At 40.5% G+C, this 22,526-nt stretch carries 20 protein-coding genes and 1 pseudogene; 5 read left to right on the top strand and 16 right to left on the bottom strand.

Annotated elements, in window-relative coordinates:
- Window positions 1-5 precede the first annotated feature (5 nt).
- The 3 genes and pseudogenes from V7K45_RS22780 to V7K45_RS22770 all read right to left on the bottom strand — a co-directional run.
- A pseudogene (locus tag V7K45_RS22780) lies at window positions 6-269 on the bottom strand (restriction endonuclease subunit R); the annotation flags it as partial.
- A 150-nt stretch (window positions 270-419) separates the two neighbouring features.
- Window positions 420-1,943: a SulP family inorganic anion transporter gene (locus V7K45_RS22775; protein WP_335007253.1), complete on the bottom strand. Its 1,524-nt coding sequence runs from the start codon at window positions 1,941-1,943 to the stop codon at window positions 420-422.
- Window positions 1,944-2,417: 474 nt separating this feature from the next.
- A complete protein-coding gene (locus V7K45_RS22770) occupies window positions 2,418-3,908 on the bottom strand; it encodes an ABC transporter permease subunit (protein ID WP_335007252.1) in 1,491 nt (496 codons plus the stop codon).
- A 79-nt stretch (window positions 3,909-3,987) separates the two neighbouring features.
- Here V7K45_RS22770 and V7K45_RS22765 point away from each other — a divergent pair, with 79 nt between their 5' ends.
- On the top strand, window positions 3,988-4,743 hold the full coding sequence (locus tag V7K45_RS22765) for an amino acid ABC transporter ATP-binding protein (RefSeq protein WP_335007251.1): 756 nt from the start codon (window positions 3,988-3,990) through the stop codon (window positions 4,741-4,743).
- Window positions 4,744-4,842: 99 nt separating this feature from the next.
- On the opposite strand, the gene V7K45_RS22760 is transcribed toward V7K45_RS22765, so the two are convergent.
- Entirely contained in the window at window positions 4,843-5,043 is a 201-nt protein-coding gene (locus V7K45_RS22760; protein ID WP_322670805.1) for a hypothetical protein, read from the bottom strand.
- A gap of 265 nt (window positions 5,044-5,308) precedes the next feature.
- Complete coding sequence (lipB, locus tag V7K45_RS22755) at window positions 5,309-6,001, bottom strand: lipoyl(octanoyl) transferase LipB (RefSeq protein WP_335007250.1); 693 nt, start codon at window positions 5,999-6,001, stop codon at window positions 5,309-5,311.
- A 620-nt stretch (window positions 6,002-6,621) separates the two neighbouring features.
- Here lipB and hpf point away from each other — a divergent pair.
- Window positions 6,622-7,269: a ribosome hibernation-promoting factor, HPF/YfiA family gene (hpf, locus tag V7K45_RS22750; protein WP_335007249.1), complete on the top strand. Its 648-nt coding sequence runs from the start codon at window positions 6,622-6,624 to the stop codon at window positions 7,267-7,269.
- Between the two features lie 515 nt (window positions 7,270-7,784).
- Complete coding sequence (locus V7K45_RS22745; protein ID WP_099099305.1) at window positions 7,785-7,976, top strand: hypothetical protein; 192 nt, start codon at window positions 7,785-7,787, stop codon at window positions 7,974-7,976.
- A 51-nt stretch (window positions 7,977-8,027) separates the two neighbouring features.
- Here V7K45_RS22745 and V7K45_RS22740 read toward each other — a convergent pair whose 3' ends face one another.
- The 3 genes from V7K45_RS22740 to V7K45_RS22730 form a co-directional block, all read right to left on the bottom strand.
- Window positions 8,028-8,885, bottom strand: coding sequence for a sulfurtransferase (locus V7K45_RS22740; RefSeq protein ID WP_335007248.1), 858 nt, complete (start codon window positions 8,883-8,885; stop codon window positions 8,028-8,030).
- Window positions 8,886-9,162: 277 nt separating this feature from the next.
- Window positions 9,163-9,288, bottom strand: coding sequence for a hypothetical protein (locus V7K45_RS22735; protein WP_335007247.1), 126 nt, complete (start codon window positions 9,286-9,288; stop codon window positions 9,163-9,165).
- Window positions 9,285-10,859: an adenosine deaminase gene (locus tag V7K45_RS22730; RefSeq protein WP_335007246.1), complete on the bottom strand. Its 1,575-nt coding sequence runs from the start codon at window positions 10,857-10,859 to the stop codon at window positions 9,285-9,287. The genes V7K45_RS22735 and V7K45_RS22730 overlap by 4 nt, the downstream gene beginning before the upstream one ends.
- A 619-nt stretch (window positions 10,860-11,478) precedes the next feature.
- Here V7K45_RS22730 and V7K45_RS22725 point away from each other — a divergent pair.
- Entirely contained in the window at window positions 11,479-12,171 is a 693-nt protein-coding gene (locus tag V7K45_RS22725) for a DUF305 domain-containing protein (RefSeq protein WP_335007245.1), read from the top strand.
- 260 nt (window positions 12,172-12,431) lie between these two features.
- On the opposite strand, the gene V7K45_RS22720 is transcribed toward V7K45_RS22725, so the two are convergent.
- Window positions 12,432-13,016, bottom strand: a complete 585-nt coding sequence (locus V7K45_RS22720) for a Uma2 family endonuclease (RefSeq protein ID WP_335007244.1) — start codon at window positions 13,014-13,016, stop codon at window positions 12,432-12,434.
- A 115-nt stretch (window positions 13,017-13,131) separates the two neighbouring features.
- Window positions 13,132-13,770, bottom strand: coding sequence for a peroxiredoxin (locus V7K45_RS22715; RefSeq protein WP_012412697.1), 639 nt, complete (start codon window positions 13,768-13,770; stop codon window positions 13,132-13,134).
- Between the two features lie 436 nt (window positions 13,771-14,206).
- Between V7K45_RS22715 and V7K45_RS22710 the strand changes: the two genes are divergently transcribed.
- A complete protein-coding gene (locus V7K45_RS22710; RefSeq protein ID WP_335007243.1) occupies window positions 14,207-14,920 on the top strand; it encodes a hypothetical protein in 714 nt (237 codons plus the stop codon).
- A gap of 2 nt (window positions 14,921-14,922) precedes the next feature.
- On the opposite strand, the gene hpsP is transcribed toward V7K45_RS22710, so the two are convergent.
- From hpsP to V7K45_RS22680, 6 genes are all read right to left on the bottom strand, one after another.
- Window positions 14,923-16,095 (bottom strand): hormogonium polysaccharide biosynthesis glycosyltransferase HpsP, encoded by a 1,173-nt coding sequence (gene hpsP / locus V7K45_RS22705; RefSeq protein WP_335007242.1) that lies wholly within the window; start codon window positions 16,093-16,095, stop codon window positions 14,923-14,925.
- Window positions 16,096-16,098: 3 nt separating this feature from the next.
- Window positions 16,099-17,274, bottom strand: coding sequence for a hormogonium polysaccharide biosynthesis glycosyltransferase HpsO (hpsO, locus tag V7K45_RS22700; RefSeq protein ID WP_335007241.1), 1,176 nt, complete (start codon window positions 17,272-17,274; stop codon window positions 16,099-16,101).
- Between the two features lie 31 nt (window positions 17,275-17,305).
- The gene (gene hpsN / locus V7K45_RS22695; protein WP_335007240.1) at window positions 17,306-18,286 is read right to left on the bottom strand and encodes a hormogonium polysaccharide biosynthesis glycosyltransferase HpsN; all 981 of its coding nucleotides are present in this window, start codon (window positions 18,284-18,286) and stop codon (window positions 17,306-17,308) included.
- Between the two features lie 270 nt (window positions 18,287-18,556).
- Window positions 18,557-20,218, bottom strand: coding sequence for a hormogonium polysaccharide biosynthesis protein HpsL (gene hpsL, locus V7K45_RS22690; RefSeq protein WP_335007239.1), 1,662 nt, complete (start codon window positions 20,216-20,218; stop codon window positions 18,557-18,559).
- A 398-nt stretch (window positions 20,219-20,616) separates the two neighbouring features.
- Window positions 20,617-21,390 (bottom strand): glycosyltransferase family A protein, encoded by a 774-nt coding sequence (locus tag V7K45_RS22685; protein WP_335007238.1) that lies wholly within the window; start codon window positions 21,388-21,390, stop codon window positions 20,617-20,619.
- A 324-nt stretch (window positions 21,391-21,714) separates the two neighbouring features.
- Window positions 21,715-22,506 carry an SAM hydrolase/SAM-dependent halogenase family protein gene (locus V7K45_RS22680; RefSeq protein WP_335007237.1) on the bottom strand — a complete coding sequence of 264 codons (792 nt, stop codon included), beginning with the start codon at window positions 22,504-22,506 and terminating at the stop codon, window positions 21,715-21,717.
- Window positions 22,507-22,526: the final 20 nt, after the last annotated feature.

The raw sequence follows: 22,526 nt of genomic DNA, 5'->3' as shown, positions 1-22,526 counted from the left end.
AAAAACACTATACTTTGCTTAAAGCGATAAAAACCAGCTAATCTTAGTAAAGGCGCAACTGCAAGAAACTTAACCTGACCTTCAGAAACTTTACCTGCTGTCAGGTAGCGTCGAAAGTCATTTCTAATTTGCAGAAGTTCTTGTTGTTCAACTTCGAGGAGAGGTTCCAAAGATAAGTAGTTAGAAAATGAGTCACTGTACTGTTCTTGAAAGCCAAACAGACGTTGAACTTCTTCTAAGGATAAATTACGAGCGTTGAGAATTGTCATATTTTTTTGTTTTATTCAGGCGCAACTCAATTCAAATTCTATATATAAAATCTATCTTAACCCTTGGCTGATTACATAGAATACAAACAATTGGTAGGGTAGCACAGCTGTGATACCCTACCCTGAAGCAAATTCAATCTAGCTTGACTACTACAGAGTAAATGGTTTGCGATTACGATCTATCAGACGATCCCATTGCATAGTTAAGGTGCTTCCCATTTTTTCTTGTTGTTTTGCCCACACTGATAGTAAGTCTAGACAAGAGTGATCGATATAAGCCAAGTCTTGCATATAAATATGCAATTCACTTCCTGGAGGCACCAGTTCTAAAATGTTCGCTAATTTTGGTAGCCTCACAAATGTTGCCGCGCCTTGTAAATAAATGTCTATTCGCTGATTATTTTCGTGCTTAATCATTTGGATATTCAGCACAGACATTTTGTGAATTAGTAAAACTCCTGTCAACAGAATACCAATTAAAACACCTGTGATGAGGTCAGTAACAACAATACCGATAAAAGTGGCAGCAAATATCACCAGAGGAAAACGTCCATACTTCTTTAACTGGCGAATATGTTCTACTTCGATTAGTTTGTAACCAGTAACAACTAGAATTGCTGCCAGACTAGAAATGGGAATTATTTTCAGCAAGGTTGGGGCTGCAATTACTAAAATTAACAGCCATAGGCCGTGAAGTATTGTCGATAATCTGGTTTTAGCACCAGCTTCTACGTTTACAGAACTGCGGGCTATCACTCCTGTCATCGGCAAAGCACCCAAGAACCCACATATAATGTTGCCAATTCCTTGGGCTGTTAATTCGCGATCGAAATCGGTTCTTGTCCCGGTATGCAGTCGATCTACTGCTACGGCTGAAAGTAAACTTTCTGTACTAGCAATGAATGCGATCGCGATCGCATCTAGCAAAACTGGTGCCTGAATTAGGCGTGGTAAGCTGGCAAGTGTTGGTAATTGAATTGCTTGTGCCAGATTGCCAGGTACATCAACATACTGAATCGGTAATCGATACACTGTAGCAATCACGGTGGCAATTACAACGCCGACAAGCGCACCAGGTATCAACTTTAAACTATTGGGTTTAAATTTTTCCCACAGCAGAAGACTGATAATAGTTATTACACCTATGAGTGCTGCAAGGTGATGAACGCTACCATCAATAGGAAACAAAGCTTTGTAAATGGTGTTGGGAATAGAAATTAAATTCTCAATGCCGTGTATACGCGGTTGGTCGTCTAGCATGACATGAAATTGGGAAGCTAAGATTAATATCCCAATACCTGCAAGCATTCCATAGATGACAGCCGGTGACATAGCGCGAAACAACTGGCCAAGTTTAAATATACCTGCGAGTAATTGAATTAAACCCGCTAGCAGCAAAATTGGCCCAACCATTTCAATGCCATATTCTTTAACTATTTCTGCAACAATCACAGCTAGCCCAGCAGCAGGGCCACTGACAAGCATTGGTGAACCGGAAACAGCACCAACAATAATTCCGCCTACTATTCCTGTAACTAAGCCGCGAGATGGCGGAAGTCCCGAAGCGATCGCAATACCCATGCAAAGAGGAAGGGCGACAAGAAATACCACAAATGATGCCGGTACTTCACTAGTCAATGAGGATTTGTCTATGATTGCTTTCAAATTTCTCATTTGCTTCTCCTCTAATGAAAAGTTTTTAATTTTTGGCTGGCAATGTAAATTCTTACAATGCAGCGGAAACTAAGCTTGCATTGAATAGTTCAAACATATTTACTGAGTTGTAATTGAAACTTAAGCTTGCTGATGCATCAGCCCTGAAATAGCAAGCACGAAATCATTAAGTTAAATTAACTTAACAACTATAGTTACTATTTACATTTCTTAATGATTACAAATCTATGATAACCATATTGTTATCTGATTGATCTTGCATAACTTTTTTATTGGATTTGTAGCAAAGTATTAAGTTAAATTAAACAATCGATTAGAATTACCTGAAAAAAAGGTATATTAGAGCACATTTTATGAAGTTTGATTTTCTTTTAAGGATTTTAACCCCCAACTGCTACCTATCCCAAAAAATCAGCTTTACAAGCATATTGATTATCATTGTCTGAATTTTAATAAATTATTTTAGAAAGTCTCTCAGCGCTTGATGGGATTCATCCAAGCTTCTAATCGGCTAAATGCTTGGGAAGAAAGTAGCGTCAAACATAAATAAACTACCGCTACACCTGCGTAAATTTCAAAGGCGCGATAGTTGTCAGCAACAATTAACTGTCCTTTACGTACTAATTCTTCAAACCCAATCACAGAAACTAAGCTGGTATCTTTCAACAAACTGATAAACTCATTCCCCAAAGGTGGAATCATCCGCCGGAAAGCTTGGGGAAAAATTACATAACTCATAGTTTGCACAGAACTCAAACCTAATGATTTGGCTGCTTCTGCTTGTCCTGGTTCAATGGATTGAATCCCAGCACGAACAACTTCGGCAATGTATGCAGCGCTATTTAAACTTAAAGCAATTACCCCAGCTACCAAGCGATCAAAAGTAAATGTAAAACCTAGTTCTTGCGAAATTGCTGGTAAACCAAAGTAAATCATATAAATTTGCACTAACAAAGGTGTTCCCCTGAAAAAATCTACATACGCCCTCGCCAACCAACGCACAGGTGCAATATGAGAAAGGCGAACAATACCAATTAAGCAACCACCAATTGAACCAAATACTACAGAAAAAATTGTCAATTGCAACGTTACCAATGCACCATACAATAAACTTGGAAAAGCCTGCAAAATCACCCTAATTGAAGTTAATATTTTAGGTGCGCTAGCGTTAGTTTGATTCTCAAATGGTGATTTAGCTGGTAGCGATGGCGGTTCAACTTTAAACCATTTTTGGTAAATTTTGGAATAAGTGCCATTTTTCAGCACCCTATCCAAGCCATCATTTATCAATGTCAAATTCGCCGAGTTTTTAGCTGTAGCAATTCCATAAAACTCCTCTGTTAGCAATTGCTGTACTACTTTAATTCCCAGAAGATTGCCCGTATTAATGGCATATAAAGTCACAGGTGCATCATTAATTACCGCATCCACATTACCATTGAGCAATTCTTGTAAGGCTAGAGGTGCTGAATCAAAACTCCGAATTTGCACTCCTGGAATACTCTTAGCCTTTGCAGCCCCAGTTGTACCAATTTGTACCGCAATTTTTTTATTTTTGAGACTGTCAAAACTAGTAATATCTTGATTGTCTGCGCGAACAGCGATCGCTAACCCAGCCTTAAAATAAGGACGGGAAAAAGAAATAGTTTTCGCCCTCTCCTCTGTAATCGTGATCGAACTAATGGCCGCATCTACCGTTTTGGCTTGTAAAGCTGGGATAATGCCATCAAAAGGCAGACTTTGAAAATTCACTTTAAAGTTAGCAGAGGAAGCGATCGCATTCATTAAATCAATGGAAAATCCCTGCAACTCGCCACCTTTTGCTTGAAACTCAAAAGGTGGAAATGCCGGTTCCGTAGCAACCCGCAAAGTTTTCCTCGCGCTATGATTCACCCCACAGCCAGTCAGTAACAAACAGCAAAAACCTACAACCACACACCAGCGTATAAAACAAAATTTAACCATATTATTTTCTCTCCCTCTCTGCGCCTCTGCGGTTCGTTAAAAACCTTACAATCAACTCTAGAACAGCTTGATATAAGTAATGAACAATACCATCCCCGCCATTATTTTTGACAATATTGAAAAAAACTTTGGTTCCCTCAAAGTTCTCAAAGGAATCACCGGCGAAATCAATCGGGGAGAAGTCGTTGCAGTTATTGGTTCTTCCGGCTGTGGTAAAAGTACCCTACTACGCTGCTTCAACCGCCTAGAAACCATTGACAACGGGCGTTTAATCATCAACGGAATTAACTTATCCCGGCCCACTGTAAACTATAGTCAACTGCGGCAACTACGAACGCAAGTAGGCATGGTTTTCCAACAGTTCAACCTGTTTCCCCATCTCAGCGTCTTAGAAAATATGACACTCGCACCGCGTAAAGTCTTGGGTAAAACACCAAAAGAAAGCGCCCAACTAGCGAGATTATATTTAGAAAAAGTTGGTTTATCTGACAAAGCCTCTGCTTATCCCGAACAACTTTCTGGCGGACAAAAGCAACGAGTAGCGATCGCTCGTAGTTTATGTATGAATCCCCAAATCATGCTATTTGACGAACCCACCAGCGCCCTAGATCCCGAACTCGTCGGTGAAGTTCTGCAAGTAATGCAACAATTAGCCACAGAAGGGATGACAATGGTAGTTGTCACCCATGAAATGCAATTTGCAAAAGAAGTAGCCCATCAAGTGATATTTTTAGACAAAGGTATTGTGACAGAACAAGGCCCAGCCTATGAAGTGCTGACCAATCCCCAAAGCGATCGCCTACGTATTTTCCTAAGTCGCCTCAACGTTAGATAGTTAGGAGTTAGGAGTTAGGAGTTAAGAGTTATAAATTAAAGGCTTCTTTTGAACTCATTACTCATTACTCATTACTCATCACTCATCACTCATCACTCATTAAAGATACTCGCGCAAAAAATCAAAGGGATCGTCTTCCCAACAAGGTTCAGGTATTAGCCAAAATAAACTACCGCTGATGTCGGCTTCAATTTCATCACCGTCGTCTCTATCAAATAGTTCTATCAAAGCTGTCCAATCACGTTCTCTGAGAGATGTTATCGATGGGGCATATAGCTGGAGATTATTTGAGTAATTCACGCGCAAAGTTGTGCTTGACAGCCGTAAAAAGTTAGTATAAAAATTGAGAAATAATCAAATTCTAGCTTTGACAACCGCAGTTATACCAATTCAAAATGCAAAAAGTCTGATTTAATCTGGCTTTTTAGATTTGCATCGATCGCATTCTTTTTTCAAATGAGTATTAAATAGTTATTTTGATACTATTAAATATGGACTACTCTCATAAGTGTCTCACAATTTAAATAGGACTGCTATAGTATTTATTACATATTACAAGCTGAATTTACTCAGACAGGAAAAATCCTTGAGGCTGAGATTCTACTAATTCCACGCCAAAGACTTCCGCAAAAGATTGTGCTATGTAAAAACGTACTTCTTGGCAGGTGATACCTGGAATCCATTCAGCTAAACTGCCTACAGGTTTGTCAGAAATACCGCAGGGGACAATGCGCTCAAAGCCTGTCATGTCTGGACAAACATTTAACGCAAAGCCGTGCATAGTAATCCAACGGCTGACTTTAATACCAATAGCTGCAACTTTTCGCCCTTGCAACCAAACGCCAGTAAAAGCCGGAATTCTTTCTCCTTGCAATCCATAAACTGCCAATACACGAATTATTACTTCTTCGAGTTGCCGTAAGTACCAATGGAGGTCTTTACGATAACGTTGCAGATTTAAAATTGCATAGCCCACCAGTTGACCGGGACAATGGTAAGTAACCTCGCCGCCTCTTTCAACTCGATGCACATCATACCGATCTTTGTCAATATCAAATTTGAGAAAGTCTGAGTTGCTTCCTTGTCCCAAAGTGTAGACAGGTGGATGTTCTAGCAAAATTAACGCGTCATCTAAACTTGGGTCGTGAATGCGCTCATTCAGAAGCGATCGCTGCCATCCATGAGCTTCCAAGTAAGGCATTAATCCTTGGTTATACAACAAACAAATGTTTTTTTGTGGTTTTATACTATGGATCATGCCAAAATTCAACCGTATAAAGAACTAAATATATTTCAAGTTACAGGATTACAATCAACAATTGTCAAGCTTTGCAAAGGATTTTAAAGGAAAGTCAAGGGAACATGCATTAGAAAATACAAAGTGCTAGCTTGAATATATAACCTCAATAGGTTTTAGGAGGAATTCTCTGCAATAAGCATTATGCCAAGACAAAAAGGAAGAATGTACTGGCTGATGACTTTAATATAATTGTTTGCATTTCAAACAGAATCAAACTTCCACAGAGCCTTGTATTCTTGAACAACAGCAAGCAAACCTCAATCGAACACAGAAGGAGCAAATATCAACAGTTCTGTAAGCATTCCTTTAAAGAAAAAGGTAGTCATAGGAGCTACAATTACATTTCCTCACTCAAAAGTGCTAATTGGATATACAATTAGACATCAGCGCAGAGATGAGGAGGTAAATCAAGGGTATACTTGACAATTCCTCAGATGGAGTAAGCTGAGAGACAGCTTAACAGCAGTAGATACAATATAGTTCACAATTTGTTTTGGCGGGAGTAATAAACCTTACCGCAATTTCTTTTCATACAAAGCAAATTCACACATCTAAAATATTCAGCGGGAGAGTATTACATGAAGCTTGTCATCCACGGCAAAAATATTGAAATCACCGATGCGATTCGCGAGTATGTACATCAAAAAATTGAAAAAGCAGTTAGTCACTTTCAAAGCATTACAAATGAAGTGGATGTGCATCTTAGCGTCGCCCGGAATCCCCGAATTAATCCAAGACAAGCGGCTGAAGTAACTATTTATGCTAATGGTAGCGTTATTCGTGCCGAGGAAAGCAGCGAGAGCCTATATGCCAGCATTGACTTAGTTGCAGATAAAATTGCCCGTCAACTGCGGAAATATAAAGAACGGCGTCAAGACCACAAAACTCATACTCAACCAACAGAAGTAGTTATTCCAGAGTCGATAGTAACAGATTTGATTGGCGATCGCACCGCTGAATTGCCCAACGAAGTCGTCCGCACCAAATATTTTTCTATGCCGCCGATGACTGTTGCAGAAGCTCTAGAACAACTGCAACTCGTAGGACACGATTTTTATATGTTCCATAATTCTGAAACTGGAGAGATTAATGTAATTTACGAACGTAACCACGGCGGTTACGGTGTCATCCATCCCCGCAATGGTAACGGAAATAGTAACGGCAAAAATGGCAAGGCAAGCCATACTAATATAGTCATGCCGGAAAAGTCGCATTCTAGTAAATAGGCACTGGGAAATAGGGAGATGAGGAGAGCAGGGGAGAAGTTGCAATAAATCTTTCCCCTCTCCACCTCCAATAGGTTCGGATAAGCATTTTGAACTCAGAATAGGGTTTGAGGAAAAGGGGAAAGGCTTTTTATTCTCCTTTACCCTTTAACCGAACCGTATTGTCTCCACTTCTGCCTCTTCCAATGTCCATTCCCTCATTTGGCAAACTGTTGCCAAGTTTTCTGATATTTAGAAAAGATTTTCACTTTAAAATAGCAAATTCATCCATACTTTCTGGATGATGTCTGCACAAGCTAGATAGTAAAGGTTGACAGTTTCTCTAGCTTGGAAGTAGACATCAGACTTTTGTGTTGTACCGTGCAAAGCATGTTTATTGAGTATTCACAATAGGTTAAACTGCATATATAAGCTGACAAAATATTAGTACCATTCCGCAACGAATCTTAATGCATAGGTTAAGAACAAGTGGGTTTTGTTGGCATATATTGGATGACATTAAGGAGGTAAATATCATGCAAAAAGAATATATGGAGATTTTAGAATCATTAATTAATAAACTGACATTATCCGCAATATTAGAAATGTTAGAACGAATATGTCACAAAAAAGCGGAAAATCTGAGAACTCATTGGCAAGATGAGACTTCAGCAAAGCTTTGGGATAAAGCCGCTAGACAGATAGAACAGATAAATGTTGATGTCTGATTGAATAAAAATTCAGAATTTAGGAGTCAGAATCAATTGAAGTTTATACGCTCATTGCATGACTCTGCTATCAATTGGTAGTGAAAAATCACGAGACCATTCATTCCAAGAGCCAAAATAATTTCTAGTAGAAATTCCCGCCTCTTCAAGGGCTATTAATGTGTTCGCAGCCCTGGAACCCTTAAAGCAGTAAATGTAGACAATGGACTCCGAAGTAATGCCTACTGACTGACAAATTTCTCGGATTTCATCTGGCGATCGGAACGTAGGGATTTCCGATTCAGAATTCATTAGATGATGCCATTCTAACCATACAGAGTTAGGGATTCTACCTTTGCGAGGACAAAAATCAGGATGGTAAGGAGAAGAACTCAACCCAAGCCATTCGTTGCGATCGCGCACATCTAATTTAATAATTGCTGGATTGTCAATTGCTTGCAACATCTCGGTGGTAGTTACCATTATGTCAGCATTGGGATGCAATCTAAATATACTGCTTTCACGCTTCGGTACTTCATCGGTAGTAGGTAATTCTGCCTTAAGCCATGCTCTATATCCTCCATGTAAAATAGATACCTGAGCGCAACCCAAATATTTCAGTAAGAAAGCTGCTCGACAAGATTGACCATAACCTTTATTTAAAGCATCTTCATAAACAATTAAATGTTCTGTACCAGATATTCCTACCTTACTCATGATTTCTGCAAAATACTCTTGCAATTCCTTTAATCCTGCTGAAGAGGAATTCTCTAAAAGATAGGTGAAAAAATCTCTAATATTTATGGCTTGATAAATATGAGAAATATCATAATCTTCTTGACTTCGCGTATCGATAATGACAGTGTGTGATGATTTTTCTGCTAGCAGTGACGTGAGTTCTTGGGGAGAAATGAGGAGTTTTTTATTCACGCTTTCATGCTTCTGTTATTGTACCATTAGGCATTATCGCCCTTGGTAGATTTGCATTTTGGAATGCAAATTACAAAAGAATGAATGTTGAATGTTACGAGAGAACTTTTGTGGCTGCTAAAAATGTGAGCACAATTTATATAACTGCACTGTACCAACTAGTGCCTACAGAGTATGCTGCGATCGCCATTCTTTCTAAAACGCGATGAGGATCGCTCTCCAAAACACTTCAATCCATAAATGCGCCGATATATAGCCTTCATCAGCATTGCAGAGGTTATATCAAGAAGACGCGATTCATCGCGTCTCTACAACAAGGCGTAAACTGGCGATCGCTAACTAACATTGCAAACTCAGCTTCATTTGTACCGTGCAATTTACTTAAGCTACCAATGGCTATCAAAGCGAGTTCTGCAATGGCTCAAACCGAGCAAATTCCGACTCTAGCTGCCATTGAATCCGCGCGCGATCGTTCTTTTGCAAAAAAGCACTGCACCCTTGAGAAACAGAGGTTTCACCAGGGGTATCGCTTGCACAAGCTGGAACCATTGCCTTAAACTCAGGCGACTTCCAAAGACTATTTCCCAGAGCGAAACTATATTCTAAGCTATTGCGAGCCAGTCGCTTGAGGTCTTTATATCCCAGTCCATATCTCGTTGCCGCTAACAGATATTCATGACTCAAATCAATGCGGGAAATACCTTCATCATCTGAAGCAAGGGTCATTGGTACTCCAGCCTTCCAATACTCCCTAAAAGGATGCCGATCTCCCTGGACATTCAAAATGACCTCATTACTGGTCAGGCAAATTTCGACCAACACGCCGAGTCGCCGCATTTGCTCCATCAACTCGAAGGGACGTTCCTCAAAAAGAATATCCACGCCATGTCCGATGCGAGATGCCTGTGCCACTTCTACAGCTTGCCGAATATGAAAACGTAAATCCTCTGTGGGAACTAACCCCAGAGTTAACTCTCCAGCATGGAGCGCGACCTTGACATCGGGAAATTGGCGTTTTAAAAATTGCAGCATTTGCATTTGCAGAGTGTAGTCGCGCAGTGCAATCGGGTTGTCTTCTGGAGCGACGAGATTGATGCCAACTACCCGCTCTTCCGATGAAGCTAGTGCAAAGGCATAAGCTAACTGAGCAAACACTTCAACAGGCGACTTTGTTCTTGTCGTTTGCTGCAAATAGCGCACCGTGACTACACATCCAGGCTGTGCTGATGGAGTGCCGCAACCGAGTGTTTTCGAGACTTCGCCCTCCAACTGTGCAATTTGCTGGCTGCCCAATGTCACTAGCTTGCTTAATCCTCGTTTGAGCAATTGACGGTGCATCTCTTGCAAATCTTTATTCCAACCAACTTCACGCCCTAGCTGTCGAACCTCACTGCCCTGAACGGTAAGCATTAACTCTAGATAGGTAATATGCTGCGAAGCTGCCCGATTTGCTACTTCTGCGACCATATCATCTCGACGGCTCATAGAGTCTGATATTGGCCCAAAACCACTAAAAGCTTCAAAAAATTGGTCGTGTCCCGATTTACCTGCAAATTGGAGGTTGCGAGTAGACCAACGATTTATTAGGGAATCATAAACAGATGTCCGGTTTAACAATTCTGAGGCTGGAAAATAGCTACTGTCCTGACCACAAGCTTTAGGTTCAACTAAAGCCCCCGCCTTTGGATTCACACAATACCCATCGGTGGCAGCCCACTCCAGATAGTGTTCTGCGTACACAGCCCCGCTTAGATGACTGTGGATATCTCCTCCCTTCGGCATTCGCTGTACAAATGCTCGTAAAGCGCCTGGCTGCGCGCGATGGGCTTCAAACCAATTAGCAGCTTGAGCTTCACTCCGAGTCGAGGACTGCTGCGAATTAGATGGAACTTGGGCTGCTACACTGAAGATAAAACAGCTAGAACTCGTTAATACTCCTAAAAATAAATAATATAAGGGCGCTCGTCTATGCATATAGATTTATTTTTTTGTAAAACATGGCCAGTATGAGTGTAGTTATCATGCTGTTCAAAACCATCAACTATCAATCTTTATAAGCCAAATAAACTATAACCTAAGATAGATACGTATTAATAAATTTAATTTAATGCAATCAGAACTTATCATTTTTTAACATTAGTATCGCCAGCACATCCGCTTAGTTCGCGCCCACGCGAACCAAGTGCTAACATCGTTATTTACAGTGTTCTTACCTTTCGTCCCACTTTTGCAAGCGTTGATGAATAAACGGTTGGATTGTCACACCACCCCTCTGCGATTTCACCAAGTTTAAGCAATTGAAAAGGCTTAAAGAGGTTGTTTGAAAAGTCTAATTTATCAAAACAGAATAAAAATGTCAGTCGCCAGAATTCAGTTGAATATTTTGTGCGCAAGAGCGGATAGCGTAGCGTAAAACCTTCTCTACGAGAAGCTGCGCCAACGCTTAGAGCGAGTCCGCAAGCGTCTGAATCAAAGTACAATGAGAAACCAAATCCCCGACTTTGTAAAAACAAGTTGTCGAGGATCTTTAGATTTCTCTTAATTTCATTAGATTATTAGATCGTTAGAATTAGAAATATCTTAGGTAAGATTTATGCAACTGCTATTTTTAAAGAATGGCTTTTTAGCGCTAACTTTTAGTGCGATCGCAGCTGGTGAGTTAATTACAGGCTGTGCTACTACTGCTTTCCAGAACCAAAGCCAAGCGCCAAAGGAAACCACCAGCAATGCTAACGACAAGCAGATGATGAACCACGGTGGTGGCATGAATCACAGTATGGGAATGGATTTAGGCCCAGCCGATGCTAATTTTGATTTACGATTTATCGACGCTATGACACCGCACCATCAAGGGGCTGTGGAAATGGCGAATGTTGCCCAGCAGAAATCAAAACGTCCTGAAATCAAAAAGCTAGCAGACAATATCATCAAATCGCAAAACCAAGAAATCACTCAGATGAAGCAGTGGCGACAAGCTTGGTATCCCAAGGCGGGAGAAAAACCAATGGCTTACAACAGTCAAATGGGCCACATGATGGAAATGTCTTCCGATCAAATGAAAACTATGATGATGAGTCAGGATTTAGGTGTAGCTGATGCTGAGTTTGATCTACGCTTTATCAATGCGATGATTCCTCACCATGAAGGGGCTGTAACAATGGCGCAAGATGCCTTAAGTAAGTCTAAGCGACCTGAAATCAAGAAATTAGCCCAAGAAATTGTTAAAGCCCAAGATATAGAAATTAAACAAATGCAACAGTGGCGAAAAGCCTGGTACAACAAGTAATATGATGTCCGGGAAAAGACTTATCATTAAGACCGCAGGCGGAAAGAGAATTTTAATATTTTTGCATACATACCCGGAAGAATAACTAATTAAGCAGACATGATATAAGGCAATTATTCAGGCACACCAAGGTAGTTTAAATGTGCAGAGCCAATTAGGTAAAGGTAGCACTTTAACTATTCAATTACCCTTAGATGTCACGCCAATTTACCAATTTAAATTCCTGTATCGTCGCTAGCCTAAATTCAAGTAAAATTCTCTTACCAAACTTTACTCATATTCAAAATAAACCCAGGTAACACCAACTCGCCGCTAACGGTAGTAGGATTATCTAAACATTCCTCTGACAATCCAGGACGATAAATATAAACTTTACGCTGCTTACAGTCAATCAACCAGCCTAACTGTATTCCTGGCTCATTCATATATTCCTCCATTTTTTCTTTCAAAGTCTGGAGGTTGTCGCTAGGAGATTTGAGTTCGACTACAAAATCTGGACAAATGGGAGCAAATTTTTCTTGTAGTTCTGCTGAAAGAGCATTCCACCGTTCTAGTTTAATCCAGGAAGCATCTGGAGAGCGTTCTGCACCTGTTGATAACTTAAATCCGGTACTAGAGCTAAAAGTTATACCTGCACCATCTTGTTCCGACCACACCCATAACTGTCCTGAGATATTACCTGCTCGGTTTCCTGTCTCGGAACTAGTAGGAGGCATAATTATCAATTCTCCGAATTTATTTCGCTCAATGCGTAAGTCGCGATTCACCTGACAGAACTCAAAAAATTGTTCGTCTGTCATTTGCATTGATGACGGAATTTGCAAAACCAAAGGGGATGAAAACATCGAGATATCCTCCAGGTTCGGATGCTAGCCCACTGACTATATTCTCACGCAAAAAAACAAAGACGCAAAATTATATCTTGGCGTCTTTGTTTTTTATCCGAAATCATTCTCAGATTTACTTGTTAGGCTGAGGAGTCATCCGCAGATAAGGTTTGATTTCCTCATAACCTTTGGGGAATTTCTCTTTGAGTACTTCTGGATCTTTGAGTGAGGGGACAATTACAACATCCTCTCCATCTTTCCAGTCAGCTGGTGTCGCCACGCTGTAATTATCAGTTAATTGCAGAGAATCAATTACCCGCAACAGTTCATCAAAGTTGCGTCCTGTGCTGGGAGGATAGGTGAAAGAGAGACGGAGTTTCTTATTGGGGTCAATCACGAAGACCGATCGCACTGTCACAGCCGCATTAGCATTGGGGTGGATCATGTCGTACAGATCGGCAACCTTGCGGTCTGCATCCGCCAAAATTGGGTAGTTAAGAGTGGTGCTTTGAGTTTCTTCAATGTCTCCCACCCAGCCTTTATGGGATTCTACGTCATCAACGCTGAGTGCGATCGCTTTGACATTGCGCTTGTCAAATTCTGGTTTGAGCTTGGCAACTGTGCCGAGTTCTGTTGTACAAACAGGTGTAAAATCAGCAGGGTGAGAGAACAGCACAACCCAGCTGTCACCTGCCCATTGGTAAAAATCGATGTCGCCGTGTGTTGAGGCTTGCGTAAAGTTGGGTACTGTGTCACCTAGACGGAGAGCCATGAGAGATTCCCTGTAGTTAGAAAGGCATATATATTCTAGTATGCCATCATGACATAAAACCCCTATTTCCCAATCGGACTTTAGCAGTTTGAAACAAAATTTTAGGTTGTCAGCGCTCTCGGATAAAGGACGAAAGAGAGGTAAAAACTATTGACTAAAATACATCTGTATGCTTTTAATTAATATGTTTTTCTAGAGGTTTTTCTTTACATAGAGAATTCCAAATATCAGGGCAATAGCTGACTACAAGCCATTGCAGGTCTAGGCTTATTGAGTGACAACATTTCCACATTATTGCAGAATTACGGGAATTTTTATTGGCATAGATACAATATTTTGATAAGTTTCCGACCTGTTAAAATTTTAATTTTTATAACGCAAGTATTGAGAAGAAAGACTACAAATATGTTTGTTATTTTTGAATTATAAATTACTTATGATAATAGTAATATTTTTGGTGATTGGTGTTCTCGTCAGCACAACTGCAAGTTTTGTTTTTGGAGTTCCCTGGTTGATGCCGATTTTAGGTGCTGCTGTCCCCTATCCTATTTTCTTTTTAGAAGTGCGTCGTCAACAATATAAAAGTGCTTTTTGGTGGATGTTACTGTGGGCAGTTTTGCAGAGTATTGCCGTGATTATAGCAACAACAATCGCACCACAAACAGCAGCAAAAGTTATTCTCCGTGGACAGTCATACACTACAGAGATGTTCCACTGGATTCGCACGGGAGAAGGTATGGAAGGAACAATCCGTTTATTTTTACCAGACCATTTATTGCAATACGGAATTTTTTGTATTCTCTGCGTTGTCACCTTAAGTAGTGCGGCATTGATATTCGGCACTTGGATGCTGAACTACATGAATTTTTATGTTGCAGAATTAGTAAAAGTTAGTGCTAAACCCTGGCTAGCAGCTATTTTAGGGTGGTATCCGTGGTCAATTTTGCGGATAATCGGGTTTATCGCCACTGGGGTAGCTTTAGCTGCATTAGGATTAAATCTAATAACTCGCATCAAAGGCGAAGTTCCTAAATCTCCCTTTCCGAAAACTTATATGTTAATTGGAATTGGTTTTGTGATTGCGGATATCGTTGTCAAAGCGGTTCTCGCACCTATTTGGCAAAAACTGCTGTTATCTGCGTTGGGTTAAATTCATTTGTTTGTAAGAATTTTTTGGTAGGCTTGGATTGTTTGCCTTGCGATCGCATCCCAGCTAAAATTTTCCAAGGCATACTTTTGGGCGTTTAATCCCCGTCGCTGGCGTTCTGCGGGATTTTCCAAAGCTTCTTGTAGTAACTCTAGCAGTGCTTGCACATCTGTTGCGCCTACCCAACCCGACTCACTATCACGTATTTGTTGACAAATATGCACTTGGTCAGAAATGACTACAGGTACACCTGCAACCATCGCTTCAGCGACAGCAATCCCGAAATTTTCGTAGTAAGAAGGTAAGACAAATAAATCAGCCGCTTGTAGTAAACTAATTTTTAACTCACCAGTGACAAAGCCTGTAATTGTAGTGTGCGATCGCAATGGTGAATTTTGAATTTGGGATATTATCTTTTGTTCGTAATCTGGATCTTGAGGATTTGTCCCAGCTAAGACAAAATGAAACTTATAACCAACCGCTAACAGCTTCTCTAGCGCCGGAATCAACAAATTCAACCCTTTTTTTGGGTCAATTCGTGACATAAACAGCACCAAAGGCACATCCTTTGGTATTTCTAACTGACTACATATATTTTTACTAGAAGATTGACGAGGAATCACACCCAAGGGAATCACCAAATCTGGTGTAGATACTCCAAATCTTTCTGATATTTTAGCTTCTTGGTCGCTGGTAAAATGAATTGCTGCCGCACTAGCTAAATTTTGACGTTCTATAATTGCTACATAAAGCTGTTTTAATTGCTTTTTCTTTTGTAAATCAGCTGGATCGAGAGTACCCAAAGGACGGAAAATATAAGGTAGCTTTTGCTGACGACACACAAGAGCAGCAGCACTAATTATTGGCGAGAATAAAGCATGAATATGTGCTATGTCAAACTCGTGAGCATGATTTTTTAGCCAGTTTAATAAATCTAGGGAAAATTTGTAGCGACGAAACGGCGCACAACGAAAGTAAATTATTTCATAGCCATCTTGTTTAATTGGGCGATTTAAAGGAACATCTAGAGGTGTTTGACCATTATCGCCATTACTATCAGTTGTGAGAATTGTAACTTCTACCCCCTCTTTTACTAACGCTGGAGCTAATCCAAGTACCATTTGACTCGGCCCGCCGTAAATTAGAGAAATTGAGGGAACAATTTGTAATATTTTCATTTTTTATTTGCTCATGACTAACTCTTGATAAAACTCCAATTGCTGTTTAGCCAAAGCTTTATTTGTATATTGAATCATTGCTTTTTGATAACCCATTTCACCGAGAGTATGAGCAAAATCTGGTTTATCCATTAATTGAACTAAGCAATTAGCAAGAGCTTGAACATCACCCTCAGGAAAAACTAACCCAGCATCGCCAATTACATAGGGAATTTCCCCAGAATCAGAACCAATTACAGGAACTTGGCAAGCCATCGCTTCAATTAGCACATGACCAAATTGCTCTTTCCAGCCAGCAGAAGTTAAGGTTTTAAACTTATAAGTTGTTTCTGAAGGTAATACTAAAGTACTCATTAAATTGATATAACTTGCAACCTCATCATGAGGAACACTTTCTCTCAAAATTAATCGTTCTTGAAAATTGTTTTCTGCTGCAATTTTGATTAATTCAGTTTGTAACTCTCCCCGTCCCAATAATAGTAATTTCCAAGGTTTATTTTTCAAAGTAGCTAAAGCTTGCAAAAGCGTTAACAAACCCTTTTCTTGGACAAAGCGCCCTACAAAGCCTACTACAAAATCCTCTTTTTCAATGCCCAACTTAGCTGCTAACTCTGGTTGAGCTTTGGGAGTAAATAAACTTTCATCTACACCCAGTTGTGGCATGACTTTAATTGCACCCGTATATCCCCGTTGCCGCAAAACCTCTGCTCCATCTTGATTGCCAGAAATAATGCCGTGGCTGTGGTTGAGGTTATATTTTTCTAATAAAGAAATTGGTAGTTTCAGTTCATAAGGAAGATTCCACCAGGTAAAAAATACATTTTTTGCCTTAAGTCCTAATAGCTGATTTAAGCCAATCATTTGAGTATAAGCCAAGGCTCTAGAACCTTGTTCAACTTGAATGATTTGCGGGCGAAATTGTTTTAATAAAGATATTAAATCAGCACCAAAGGTAAGAAGCCCCTGATGATTTTGACTAAAATTAGAAACTGGAACTATTCTAAATCTGCCTTCATCACGGTATTCAGTTTCAATAATTCTGTTTTGTACGCCGCCTGGTTTCCAGCGCTTTGGAACTACAACTGTCACTTCAATGTCAGGTTCTAGTTGAGATAAAGCGCGTAATTTCTCACAGTTGAGGTCTACGATATAAGTGTGACTAGCAACTAAGATTTTCATCTATCCTTTGTTATTCACTAATGACTAATAACTAAACTTGTTCATCCAATCGACTGTAAATTTGACCATCGTTCCATAGTGATTGGATGACAGTACCCAAGGCTTTGAAAAAACCCAAAATGTAGAAAACACCGCGAGTGGCAATTTTGATGGGGGAACCGCTTTTGTGACAAGGTGGGCGTCCGAGAACGTGACAGTCAAATAAACGACCGTATAGGCGTAAAGCTTGACTCGCAGTCAGGTTTTTCAGTCCTAGTAAAAAATGGTTGTGGTAAAAGGTGAGTTGATATTTTAGCGATCGCATACTAATATCATGACAACCCCCTGTTTCTTCGCCTAAATGCACCAAATGGGCTTCTGGGTCATACCAAATCTTATATCCCGTTTGTCGCAACCGCAAACAAAAATCTGACTCTTCGCGCACTGCACTCCCGCCAAACCTCTCATCAAACCTCAATCCATACTTAGTAAAAATTTCGCGGCGGAATGACATATTACAGCCCCTCGCTGTCAGCACTTGTTGGGGCTTGATGGTATGTACCAAATCAATATGATACCAAGCAATTCCTGGGTCCATAGCTTCGGGAGGCAGATATTCAATCTGTAAATCTCCTCCAGAATCACCTAATTTCATTTTGTCAAAGACTCGACCAGCTACAGCCCCAACCTCTGGGTTTTGCACATAATTTTTCGTATGGGCTGCTAACAATCCAGGGGTTAACTGAACATCGTCATCAATAAACAATATGATTTCACCAGAAGCCCTCCGCACAGCATAATTCCGCGCCCCTGGCAAACTTGCCCAATCCAAGCGCAACCATTTAATTTTACCTGCCTCCGCCATCTCTTCTAGGTAGGCTTGAATTTCTGGTTGGTGTTTTGCAGTTTGGTCTACAATTAAAACTTCAAAATTTGGATAGTCCTGTTTTAAGACATCCACGATGCTATCGCGTAACGCTTCCTCTCGTCCGTAGGTTGCGATAACTACAGTCACTAATGGCCAATTATTCATGATTTTTATTAAGTAATTTTACTACCTTTATAATAGCCTTGTAGAAATTAATTTTCATGAAATTCAGTAAGTGGCTATTGCTTTAATTTACATACTGTATTTTCACGGTTTCTGGAAAACCTCGTTTTCATTCTTCTCCCTGACTACGAAATTGCTTACCCATCAATAAGTATCATCGAAAAATAAGTGTATGGCGAGAATTTCAAGGTAGGTTTGAAATACTGAGGTATTTTTGACCTTCAATCATATCTTTAGCCATTTTCATTTCACTTAAATTGTTTTTAAACGTTTTTTCTTCTTTTTTTGCTCAGGGTTAGCATCTTCTTTATCTTGTTTCTCCAGTTCTGGTAATTTAAAAAGAACTCCCGCAAAAAACCAATAATAGGCAGCAACAGGATCGACATCCAGAGGATAGTAGTAAGTGTTGGTGCTAATAAACAATATAAACACCCACAAAGCGGCTCCGGAACTACGGAAATTACGGTTCTTTATGGAGCGATAGGTTTTAAAGCCCAAAATTGTTAAACTTGTTACCAAACCCAGAAATGATAGTAATCCAAAAATTCCCACTTCATACAGTACTTTGGGGTAGTAAGTTTCCACAAGCTTAGTTTGACCCATCACACGAGCAGAGTTAGTTGCTCGTCCTAAGCCACTTCCCAATGGCCCGTCTACGTTTTTCCAATTTTCTTCAAATTGCTGGATGATAAAATCTTGAGGTGGTGAAGCGTTCCAACGACTGACAAAACTCTCAGTTCTCTCTTGTACGACAGCAGGGTTAGTCACCATCGCAATTCCCAGAATGAAGGCAAGTCCTACGCCTATGGGGATAAATCGTTTCAGGTTGCCAAGTTGTCCGGTAAGCAATAGCAAAATCCCGAAGCAGATTGGTACTAAAGCTAAGGCGATTCTCTGCCCAGAGATTACAGCATCGATAAAGACTCCCGCTATAGAAGCTAAACCGATGATCCGCCATATTGGCGAGGGATCGGTGAAGCCGGTGGCAAAGGTAAAAAAGGTGCTAGAAATTAAAAACCATGCCCACTGCCAAGGAGCTACAAATGTTCCTGGTAGGCGAATAACTCCTTCTTCGGGACTATATACTAGCGCTCCACCAAAATAACATCGGGCTTCAAGTGTTGCTCTAAATAAAGCATCTCCTTCAAGACCTCTAGTACCCTGACATACACCAGTTAGTAGTAAAAAATATTGAATAAATCCCAGCGCGCAGCAAATCAGTGTGAGGACAATCTGGAGGCGCAATAAAAATAGAAAATCCCGCTTATCGCGAATTAGATAGTAGGCACAACCAATCAGGGGGACATAGCCTAAAAATACTTTTAGTCCCAGAATTCCCATACCTAATGGTATTTCTGGGGCTGCTTTTTCTAATAGTCCTGCACTAGGCGGGTTAAATTGCTGTCCACCATTGACAAACAACAGTGTTAGCAGACTGCAAGCCAAAACAATATAAAGTGGGATTTTAATACCTTTGGGAATAATTATCGGTAGCCCCTGTCTGCGGCAAGTCTGCCAAAGTCCAATTAGCGCTGGAACGTAAAAAGCATCTTTAGCTAATTGGAGTATGGGACTATTGCCCAAGTAGTAGGTGACAGTACCTCCCACAGGTATGTAAATGATGAAAGCATATAGGGCTTGGCGCGGATATTTGTAAGAAAGGGACATGACTATTATCCCTAACACGCCAGGGACTGCTGCTTTAATTCCAGCTACGAAAAAAAGTAGAATGCCAACGAAGACACCGCCAAAAATGGCGGTGGTGAGTAAGCTAGTGAGTTCTTTACGTACTTGAGCAGATTTGCGCTTTTGGGCTAACTGTTCTTTGAGGCTAAGGGTAGAAGTTTCCTTTTTAGCCTGCTTTTTCGATTTTGATTTTTTAGATTGCTGAGATTTTGATTTAAATTTTGGCATAGTGGCACTGTAGCCTATCAGCCTTGCAAAATACTCCATTATATAGGACTAATATTTGATTTGATTTGATTTTAAAATACACGTAGGGAACCAGTGCGTTGCGGAGGTTCCCGACGCTTGAGTACTTGCTCTAAGCGTTGGCGCAGCCTCTAGTAGAGAAGTCATACCATTGGTGTACCCTTACAGGGAAGCAAGCTACGCATGGCGTATTGCAGATCGTTGGTGTCAACTTAAGCTGAAACTCTTTTAAAACCTCTGGCTAGAAATGCACTTCAATTGCGGCTCTGCCGCCAGCAAGAGAGGCGGAGCATCAAGGACGAGCATTCCCAGTCGGAGACTGAGAACAACTTCGCTAACACACCATATAAGACCATTTATGAGATTTTTTCAAAAACAATTTACAATTCTGATAGTTGATACTCTTTGGATTGCTGTAGATTGTATAATCCAAATTCGTCTCTCAATGATTGATTTAATAATTTCCGATTAAAAATGCTAAATCTTAATCTTTTTGAATTTTCAAAAAGATTTTCTCCTGTTGCCAAAATATAAACCGCACCTGGAAATGGTAATGATTTAATGGATTTTCCTTTGCTCTTTAAAATCTCTCTAACTTTAGCGTGGTCTATATAATATCTATAGTATCCGTAGCCACGATTATATTCTGCGGTTTCTGGCAAATCATTCAAATCATATCGAATAATGTTACAAGTACCGCACATTTTATAGAAATTGCTTCTCTTGATATAGATGTAATTATTGCCTTCTTGATATTTATAGCCTTTATTTATAAACCATCCATTAGCATCAGGGTGTTGTTGAACAAATTTCGCTAACTTTTCACTCACACAATCGTCAGCATCAACTGTCATAGTGTGAGTGGGATAAAATTGACGAGCATACATCAACCCTTTTAGGATTTTACGCCCTTTATCTGTGTCTCCTTTGGCTACAGGCGTAGGCTCGTTTGGAGGGGAAAAATCAACTGTAATGTATGTAATATGAGGATGAGTAAATTCTATTTTGGGCTTTTCGTGACAAACAACAATAACGTGAAAGTTAGGTGAAGTTTGATTGCAAACTGATTTAACACATCTTTCAAATAATTGTGTAACACGCTCCCAGGAGTTGGAAACTTGTGCACTTTTGAGTGGGATAACAAAAACAAGCACTGTATTTTATCAGAACAAACAGCTTAGGAATCTCGAAGCAAATAATAACACGTTAAGACTGACGCTAAGACTAAATGTCAGTAGAGCGAAAACTTTTGTTGACGAAATAATCAGGGTTTCAGACGAGGTTTTGATGTTGACGATCGCTATGTCTACGACGATCTGCGCCTACGCTTGTACTCCACCTTTAAACCACCAACAACGCTCGTTCCTTGAAAAACAGACTCTAGGCAAATTATGTTCCTAAACTCTAATCAACGACTGGTAAGGGTTCTGGAAAACTTTTCGGTCTACTGACAGTACACAGAGGCCAATTACCCAATTTCACCCAATTTGAGTTACTTGCTGATTCACACGAGGACGGCCAAAGCGTTCCCAAGCACTCCCTCCTCGCAAAAATAGCTCTAAAAAGCGCAATGGTTCCCCTGAATCGCCTCTTGACCAACCGGAACTACCAGGAGCAAAGGCTAAAGTTCCTTCAGACACCTTGAAACTGCCATCAGAATACACCGCATCACTAACCACATCTCCAATTCGGATTACGATCTTGCTTTGAGGCTCCAAGTTAACTGTATGCGCCCCAATAGTTGTTTTAATGTTGCCGTAGCCATCAATCCAGGCAATGCGATCTGATGGAACATCTGGGATTTGCTCGCTCTTGAGGCTATCTCCCAAAATGCTAAAATCTTCATTCATAATCGCAGCCGCAGCCGGAGGAAATACATCCCGCGAGCGAAACTGCGAGCCACCACGGGAAACGTTGACCACTCGCAACTCCTTTGTATGGTCTTTGATAAAGGAGAGGGTGTAGCCTGCATTCACACCCACTACTTTCACACCATTGGATAGAAGGGCATAAGTTAGCCCTTCACCTTCATTATCTCGACGAGCTTCAGGATCGTCCTGACGAGGTGCACAGTTGTGATAAATTAGGCGATCGCTAGGGCCAGGGTTGAGTCCAAGTTGGGCAATCCAGAATCCCGTTGCCAAGGTACTGAATGCTGGAACCGAAAGCAGATGAATTTGGGCATGGGGAAAAGCCATCAGCAGACGTTGTGTGACTTCTGTAAATGCCGGATCTCCTGTACCGTAGTCTGCAATGACGCAGATAAACATTCTGCTCCTCCTTTTGATGG

The sequence above is a fragment of the Nostoc sp. genome, from assembly GCF_036917375.1.
Lineage (GTDB): Bacteria > Cyanobacteriota > Cyanobacteriia > Cyanobacteriales > Nostocaceae > Nostoc.
Note: the sequence above shows the minus strand (reverse complement) of the source record. Positions and strands in the feature narration are given on the sequence as shown.